The following is a 7,589-nucleotide window of genomic DNA, read 5'->3' as shown; positions in this document are numbered from 1 at the left end:
GCAGAGCTTCACCAGGATCCGGTTCGCGCCGCGCCGGAGCGTCACGACCGCCCCGCGCTGGTCGAGCCGGGCCGGGTGGTAGTCCGGGTCGGTGAGCACGGCCGCGCCGTTCACCCACACCCGCGCCGCGCCGCTCGCCCCGAGCCAGAGCCGGGCCTCGAGCTCGCGGGGCGCCTCGATCTCGGCGAGCGCGTACGCCACCACCTCGCGCGCCGGGCGCAGCGCCGCGCCCAGGTGGACGAAGCCGTCCACCACCGCGTCCTCCGGCAGCGCGCGCCAGGCCACCTCGCGCACCTTGCCCGGGTGGTGGGCGGCGAGATCCACCGCCTTCTCGGGCGGGAACGCCTCGGCGAGGCCGCGCTTCCCCTCGTCGTCGAACGGCCCGATCACCCGCCAGCGCCCGACGAAGCCCAGGCGCCGCAGGCTGGCCGCCTCCTTCTGCAGGTTGCCGCGGGCCCGCTCCACCTCGGCGAGCCGGAACCGCGCCAGCGCGCGGACCTCCGGGTGCGCCTCGCGATCATCGGCGGCCCGCGCGTAGGCGGCGGCGACGTGGGCGAGCTCGGGCAGGTCGTCGGCGAGCGCGTCCAGCTCGGCGAGCGCGGCGAGGGCCCGCGGGGGCCGCGCCGCTCGCGGTCGAGCGCCGCCACCGCCGCGGCGGCCCGCTCCGCGTCCGGGTCGAGGCCGGTGGGCGGCGGGAGCGGCGACAGCGCGCGGGCGGGCCCCGTCGAGGCGAGGCAGAGCGCGAGCAGGGCGGCGGGGCGTGCGAGCATGCGGGGAGCGAGTGTAACCCCGGTTCCGCCGCCGGTCCGCAGCTTCCGGGGCCGCTCCGCTCACTCCGCCCGGGCCAGCGCCACCACCGTCACCGAGCGGGCGCCCGCCGCGCGGAGCGCGCGCGCCGCCGCGTCGGCGGTCGCGCCGGTGGTGACGACGTCGTCCACCAGCACCAGGTCGCGGCCGGCCACCGCCGGACCGGCCAGGAACGCGCCCTCCACGTTGCGGGCGCGCTCGGCCCGGCCCAGGCCGACCTGCGGCGCCGTCTCGCGGGCGCGGCGGAGCGCCCCGCGCAGCCGGCGGCCCCGCGCGCCCGCGGCGCGGGCCAGCGCGTCGGCGAGCAGCGCCGCCTGGTCGTAGCCGCGCTCGATGCGGCGCGCCCGGCCGAGCGGCACCGACACCACGGCCGCGCCGGGCGGGAGCGCGACCCGCGCCGCCAGCCAGGCGCCGAGCGGCCGGGCGAGGTCGGGGCGGCCGCCGTACTTCAGCGCGTGGACCGCGTCGGCGAGCGGGCCGCCGAACAGCCCGCCGGCCCGGACCGCGTCGAACGCGGGCGGCGCGGCCAGGCAGGCGCCGCAGGCCGGCCCCGACCCCGGCGCGCCGCAGCGGGCGCAGCCCGGCGGGACCGGCTCGAGCGCCCCGGCGCACACGCCGCAGAACGGCTCCTCGGCCACCGGCTCGCCGCAGGCGGCGCAGCGGGGCGGGTAGACGAGGTCGAGCAGGGCGCGGACGGCGGCGCGGAGCATCTCGGGTCCTCTCCGGGTGAAGGCGGCGGGCGCGCGGGGGCGCCGCCCGGACCGGCCGGACGGCGCGCCGACGCTAGCGGATCACGAGGCCGAGGCCCTTCATCTCCTTCGGCTGCGGGAGCCCCATCACCTGCAGCGCGGTGGGCGCCACGTCGGCGAGCACGCCCTTCTCGCGGAGCTTCGCGCCGCGGAAGTCGGGGTCGGCCAGGATGAACGGCACCGGGTTGAGGGTGTGCGCGGTGTGCGGCTGGCCGGTCACCGGGTCGGTCATCATCTCGCAGTTGCCGTGGTCGGCGGTGACGAGCATGGCCATGCCCTGCTTGCGGGCCGCCTGCCAGAGCCGGCCCACGCACTCGTCCACCACCCGCACCGCCTTCACCGCCGCGTCGAGCAGGCCGGTGTGGCCGACCATGTCCGGGTTGGCGTAGTTGACGAGCGCGAAGCCGTACTGCCCGGTGCCGAGCGCCTGGACCAGCTTGTCGGTGACCTCGCGCGCGCTCATCTCCGGCTTCTCGTCGTACGTCTTCACGTCGCGCGGGCTCGGCACGAGGATCCGGTCCTCGTTCTGGTAGACGGTCTCGCGCCCGCCGTTGAAGAAGAACGTCACGTGCGCGTACTTCTCGGTCTCGGCGGTGCGCAGCTGCCGCAGCCCGGCGCGCGCCACGATCTCCGGGAAGATCTCGGTGAGATCCTGGGGCGCGTACGCGACCGGGAGCGTGAACGTCTCGTCGTACTGGGTCATGCACACGTACGCCGAGAGCCGCGGCACGGCCTTGCGCTCGAAGTCGTGGAAGCCCTCCTGCGTGAACGCGCGGGTGATCTCGCGGGCGCGGTCGGCGCGGAAGTTGAAGAACAGGATCGCGTCGCCGTCGCGGATCGGGCCGACCGGCTTCCCGTCGCCGTTCACGACCACGGTGGGCTTCACGAACTCGTCGGTCTCGCCCCGCGCGTAGGCGGCCTCCATCGCGGCGGTGCCGGACGCGGCCTTGAAGCCCTCGCCCGAGACCATGGCCGCGTAGGCCTGCGCCACCCGGTCCCAGCGCTTGTCGCGGTCCATGGCCCAGTAGCGGCCGGTGACGGTCGCGACCTTGCCGTAGCCGGTGGCGGCGATCCGTCGCTCCGCCGCGGCGAGGTAGTCGAGGCCGGACTTGGGCGGCGTGTCGCGGCCGTCCATGAACGCGTGGACGTACGCGCGCGCCACGCCCTCCCGGCGGGCCAGCTCGAGGCAGGCGTGGAGGTGCTCGACGTGGCTGTGGACGCCGCCGTCGGAGACCAGGCCGAGCAGGTGCAGCGCGCCGCCGGCCTCGCGCGCGCGGCGGCAGGCGAGCAGCAGCGCGTCGTTCTTGTAGAAGCTCCCGTCCTCGACGGCGCGGTTGATGCGGACCAGGTCCTGGTAGACGATCCGGCCGGCGCCGAGGTTGGTGTGGCCCACCTCGGAGTTGCCCATCTGCCCCTCGGGCAGGCCGACCGACAGGCCGCTCGTCTCCAGGGCGGCGTGCGGGAACTCGCGCTGGAGCGCGTCCATGTTCGGGGTTCCGGCGATGGCGATCGCGTTCGCCTCGCGCGTGGCGCGGATCCCCCAGCCGTCGAGAACGACGAGGAGGACGGGCTTCGTCTTCGGCACGGGCATCTCTCCGGCTGGTTGGGACCGGAGATGTTAGGCATCCGGCCGCTCCGCCTCAAGGAACATCGGCCCGGGCGGCGCCGGAGGCAACGCCGCCCGGCCCGGGGGACGCGCGCGGCGCCGCTAGCGCAGCCCCGCCACGCCCTTCGGCGCCGGCTGCCGCGCGAACGCCCGCGGGCCCGCCGGCGGCCCCGCGGCCGCGCCGCCCGGCGCGACGGCCGGGTCGAACGCGACGCTGAAGTCGAGGTCGGAGCGCGGTCCGCTCGCGCCGAGCGGGGTCAGGACGCCCAGCGTCGGCCACGCGCCGCAGGCCTCGCCCGCGTCGCAGATGTAGCCGTCGTTGTTCATGTCGCTGCCGGCCACGAGGTAGTAGGTGCCGGCGGACACGCCGTCGAGGCGGAACGCGTAGCTGCCGCCCGAGGCGGCCCCGTCCCACTGCTTCACCAGCTCGACGCCGCTCACGCCGTCGCGGACCAGGAGCACGTAGAGGTACCCGACGTCGCCGGCCGCCGCGGCGGCCCCGACCTGCAGCGTCACCGGGATGACCACCGGATCGCCGGAGGACGGCGTGAAGGTGATCCGGGCGGTGTAGCGCCCGTCGGCGAGGCCGGTCCGGTCCACGGTGGCCGTGTACGCGCCGAGGCCGCTCGCGGCCGCCGGCGGCGAGAGGGTGAGCCACGCGGCGTCGTCGGAGACCGCGGTCACGGTGAGCGCGCCGTCCCCGACCTGCGCCGCCTGGAGCTGCAGCGAGCCGTCCCCCGGCCCGAAGTCGAGCCGGCCCGGGGTCACCGACAGCGAGGGCGGCAGGGGCGCGCCGCAGGTCGCGCCGGCTGCCTGCACCGCCTTCAGCGCGTCGATGAGGCCCCAGCCGAACGTGTCATCGCGGCCGGGCGTCCCGAGGTCGCGGGTGAGCTGCCCCCCGTTGTCCTGCAGGAGCTGATCCACGGTGGCGGGGGCGAGCTGGGGGCAGACGGACTTCATGAGCGCCATCACGCCGGCCACGTGCGGCGCGGCCATGGAGGTGCCCTGGTAGAAGGCGTAGATGGGCTCGCGCGTGCCGGTGGTGTCCTTCACCAGCGTGGAGAGGACGCCGTCGGCGTAGCCGTTGCCGTCGAGGTCCACCGCCGTGTTGCCGCCGGGCGCGGCGAGATCGATCGTGCTGCCGGTGTTCGAGTACGGCGCCTTCGCGCCCTTCATGTCCACCGCGCTCACCGAGAGCACGCCCGCGTACGCGGCCGGGTAGCCGGGCGCCGACGAGGCCTCGTTGCCCGCCGCGGCGACCACGATGACGCCCGCGTTCCGCGCCGACGTGTAGACCGCCTGCTCCGTGGAGGAGAAGCAGCCCTGGCACCCGAGGCTGAGGTTGATCACGGCGGCGCGGGTGGCCGGGACCGTGCCGGAGTCGTTGGCGAGGCCGGCCGCGTAGCGCACCGCCTGCATGATGTCGTAGGAGGTCCCGCCGCCCACCCCGAGGGCCCGGAGCGGCATCACCCGCGCGTTCCACGCGACGCCCACGACGCCCTTGCCGTCCGCGGCCGCCGCCACCGTGCCCGCCACGTGCGTGCCGTGCCAGGAGCTGCCGCCGAGGGTGGCCGCGTCGCCCGGGTCGTCCGGGTTCGGGTCGATCCCGTTCCCGTCGTTCGCCATGGTGGGATCGCGGATGAAGTCGTAGCCGGTGACGAGCTGGCCGGAGAGGTCGGGGTGGGCGAGGAACACGCCGGTGTCCACCACCGCCACCACCGCGCCCGCCACGCCGGTGGTCAGGTCCCAGGCCTGCGGCAGCGAGATGAGCGGGTAGTGCCACTGGTACTTGTAGTACGTGTCGGTCGGGACCAGCGCCGGCTGGAACACGAAGTTGGGATCGGCGCTCTCCACGTCGGCCCGGCGGCGCAGCGCGGCGATGGCGCGGAGCGTGTCCCACTTCTCGGCCAGCACCGGGTCGGCGCCGGCGTCGAGCGCGTCCGGCGCGAGCGGCTCGACGCCGAGCGCGGCGAGCGCGCGCGCGCGGGCCTCGGGGCCGGACATCGAGAGCAGCGCGGCGCGGCCGCGGGCGCCCGCCAGCGCGGTGAGCCCGAGCGCCGCGGCCCGCTGCGGGAGGTCGCCGGCGGCGGCCACCCCGAGCGCGTCGTCGCGGAAGCGGACCACGATCTCCCCGGGGACGAACGGCAGCGCGAGGCGCGGCGCCGCGCCGGCGACCGCCGCGGCGCCGTTCATGCCGAGGGTGAGCGCGTAGTTGGAGCTGCCGGAGGCGGCGGTGACGCGCAGGTAGTACTGGCCGGCCGCGGCGACCGGGATGACCTGGTTCGCGCCCGCGGCGGCGCAGTCCACCACGGTGGCGCCGTCGGAGGCGAGCACGCAGAGCTCGAGCGACGCCGCGGCGTCGGCCACGTCCATCACCACCGTCTGGCCCGCCTCGAGCGCGGCCTTGTACCAGTCCTGCGGATCCGTGCCGGCGCCGGCGAACCCGCCCAGCGTGGTCACCGGCGCGAGCTGCTGCGCCTGCGCGGCCGAGTCGTTCGGCCTCCGCGGCGCGACCGGGTCGGCGACGTCGCCGTCCACGTCCTGCCCGGCGGTGGCCGCGATGTGGCCGGAGAGCGTGAACGTGGTGGGCAGCGGCTGCTGCGAGCCGCCACCGCCGCCGCAGGCGAGGGCGGCGAGGGACAGGGCGAGCGCGGCGGGCGTGCGGAGGCGCGTCATGTGGGCTCCCGAGGTGGTCGGCTCCTTTTCGCAGCGCGGGCGGCGGCGCGCAAGCCCGCCGCCGTCACCCATGGGTCCCCGGCGCCTTCCGGCCCGCGCAGCGCGGCGGATTCACTTGTGGTAGGGCTCGCCGCGGAGGATCGTCATGGCGCGGTAGAGCTGCTCGACGAGCACCAGCCGCGCCAGCCGGTGCGCCAGCGTGAAGCGCGAGACCGCGAGGCGCTCGTCGGCCCGCGCCAGCACCTCCGGCGCGAGCCCGTCCGACCCGCCGATGAGGAGCGCCACGTCCTGGCCGCGCTCCATCCAGCGGCGCACGCGCTCGGCGAAGGCCACGCTGGTGAGCTCGTCGCCGCGCTCGTCGAGCACCACCACCCGCTCGCGCGGCGCGACCTTCGCGAGCAGCGCCGCGCCCTCCTCGCCCTTCGCCCCGGGGGTGCCGGCGAGCTTGCGCGCCTCCGGCACCTCCACCAGCTCGAAGCGCAGGTAGCGGCCGAGCCGCTTCGCGTACTCGTCCACCGCCGGCGCGTACAGGCCGGAGCGATCCCGGCCCACCGCCACCACCCGGACCTTCACGCCCGCGGCTCCCCGGGCGCGCCGCCGCCGAGCGCGCGCGCCAGCACGTCGTCCAGCTTCGCGAGCAGCTCGCGGTTCCCGTCCTGCCGGTAGCGCGCCAGGCCGCGCTCGAGGTCCGGCAGCCGCGCCAGGAAGTCGCCGAGCACGCGCGCGTCGAGGTCGTCGGCGGTGGCGCCGTAGCCGAGCGCCGCGAGGTAGCGCGCGTTCAGCACCTGCTCGAACTGCCGCTTCACCGGGATCGCCAGCATGGGCTTGTGGAGATACACCGCCTCGCTCATCAGCGTGAAGGAGCCGCCCGAGATCACCGCGCGCGCGGTGCGCAGGTCCTCCACGAAGCGGGCCTCGGAGAACGGGCGGTGGACGACGTTGCCCTCGCGCACGTCCGCGGCGAGGTCGCGCCGCAGCCCGTACACCCGGCACTCTACGCCGGCGCCGCGCAGGATGTCGGGCAGCGCCTCGTTGGAGGTCGAGGTCTGGTAGACGAGCAGGTGCGCGCCGGGCTCGGCGCGCGCCGAGAGGATCTCCGGGCGCAGCACCGGCGGGTGCAGGCTGGTGCGCGGCTTCGCCACCGGCGCCTGGAAGAACGTGGCGATGAGGTAGTGGAAGCAGCCGGGGAGCTTCGCCTTCACCACGCCCTTCGCCACCAGGTACTCGGCCTCGTGCCCGGCCAGGATCTCCGGCGGGTGATCGCAGCGGTTCACCGCCTGGTTGTTGTCCACCGAGACGCAGGGCAGGCCGTGGGTGCGCGCGTACAGGTAGCTCCAGGTCTCGAAGTCGGAGACGACCACCTCCGGCCGGAAGGACTCGGTGAGGTCGAAGTAGGCCTTCACGTTGCGCGGCCACCCGCCCGCCACCGCGCCGCCCACGTTCCTCAGCACCGTGCGGAAGTTCCGGACCTCGTTGTCCTCGTAGACGATGGAGAGGCCCCAGATCCGGTTCACGCCCAGGTGATCCCGCTCGCGGGCCTTCAGGTAGTCGTGCGCGCGGCCCGACACCACCACCTGCACGTCGTGCGTGCGGGCGAGGTGGTCGATGACCACCCGCGACCGGACCGCGTGCCCCATCCCCTCCCCCGCCACGCCGTAGAGGATGCGCGCCATGCGAGCAGTGTAGCCCCTCGCCGCGCCGGCCGCCGTCCGGCGCGATCGCGCGGGGCGGCGCCGGGGCGGGGTCCGCGT

5 protein-coding genes and 1 pseudogene are annotated in these 7,589 nt (G+C 76.1%); all 6 read right to left on the bottom strand.

The features are described from left to right. Positions 1-465: pseudogene (locus PSR1_RS24705) on the bottom strand (hypothetical protein); the annotation flags it as partial. Between the two features lie 365 nt (positions 466-830). Further along, positions 831-1,517 carry a ComF family protein gene (locus tag PSR1_RS20100; protein ID WP_059439181.1) on the bottom strand — a complete coding sequence of 229 codons (687 nt, stop codon included), beginning with the start codon at positions 1,515-1,517 and terminating at the stop codon, positions 831-833. Positions 1,518-1,590: 73 nt separating this feature from the next. Then, complete coding sequence (gene gpmI / locus PSR1_RS20095) at positions 1,591-3,141, bottom strand: 2,3-bisphosphoglycerate-independent phosphoglycerate mutase (RefSeq protein WP_059439182.1); 1,551 nt, start codon at positions 3,139-3,141, stop codon at positions 1,591-1,593. A 123-nt stretch (positions 3,142-3,264) separates the two neighbouring features. Further along, the gene (locus PSR1_RS20090) at positions 3,265-5,838 is read right to left on the bottom strand and encodes a S8 family serine peptidase (RefSeq protein ID WP_059439180.1); all 2,574 of its coding nucleotides are present in this window, start codon (positions 5,836-5,838) and stop codon (positions 3,265-3,267) included. 111 nt (positions 5,839-5,949) lie between these two features. Next, on the bottom strand, positions 5,950-6,411 hold the full coding sequence (gene rlmH / locus PSR1_RS20085) for a 23S rRNA (pseudouridine(1915)-N(3))-methyltransferase RlmH (RefSeq protein ID WP_059439179.1): 462 nt from the start codon (positions 6,409-6,411) through the stop codon (positions 5,950-5,952). Continuing rightward, entirely contained in the window at positions 6,408-7,511 is a 1,104-nt protein-coding gene (locus PSR1_RS20080) for a glycosyltransferase family protein (protein WP_059439178.1), read from the bottom strand. Before PSR1_RS20080 ends, rlmH begins: the two co-directional genes overlap by 4 nt. Positions 7,512-7,589 lie beyond the last annotated feature (78 nt).

It is taken from the genome of Anaeromyxobacter sp. PSR-1 (assembly GCF_000964525.1).
GTDB lineage: Bacteria > Myxococcota > Myxococcia > Myxococcales > Anaeromyxobacteraceae > Anaeromyxobacter.
This window is presented reverse-complemented; position numbering and strand designations above follow the sequence as displayed.

What these genes read in the sequence shown, in the direction of transcription:
- PSR1_RS20080 (WP_059439178.1), bottom strand. Translation starts at nt 7,511, where the DNA reads ATGGCGCGCATCCTCTACGGCGTGGCGGGGGAGGGGATGGGGCACGCG.
- PSR1_RS20090 (WP_059439180.1), bottom strand. Translation starts at nt 5,838, where the DNA reads ATGACGCGCCTCCGCACGCCCGCCGCGCTCGCCCTGTCCCTCGCCGCC.
- PSR1_RS20100 (WP_059439181.1), bottom strand. Translation starts at nt 1,517, where the DNA reads ATGCTCCGCGCCGCCGTCCGCGCCCTGCTCGACCTCGTCTACCCGCCC.